Raw genomic sequence first — 255 nt, 5'->3', positions numbered from 1 at the left:
GACCGCCTCCAGCGCCATCGGGGAGATCGGTTTGCCATTCCTCTTGCCCTCGCGGGCATTTTTCTCGACGTCGGCCAGTTCGAAGAATCCCCTGCGTGCATGCGCAAAACAGAATGCGGGCGTGATCGGCCGCTCTTTCCGCTTCGGATCGAAGAGCGGATTGAAGCCGCTATAACAATCGACCTGAAGGACGCCGCCCCCGAAGCGGGCCAGATGTTTTTGTGGGTGCTCACCTCGTCGGTCGCTCGAGGCGTA

The 255-nt window shown here is 60.8% G+C and carries 1 protein-coding gene; it reads right to left on the bottom strand.

All coding sequences use genetic code 11. From position 1 onward, the window contains the following. A partial coding sequence (locus ACWGS9_RS35865) for an IS66 family transposase (RefSeq protein ID WP_454509570.1) occupies window positions 1-255 on the bottom strand: 255 nt, incomplete at both ends.

The sequence above is a fragment of the Mesorhizobium sp. Arg314 genome, from assembly GCF_053714275.1.
The sequence above is the reverse complement of the archived record's forward strand: the minus strand, read 5'-3'. Positions and strand labels throughout refer to the sequence as shown.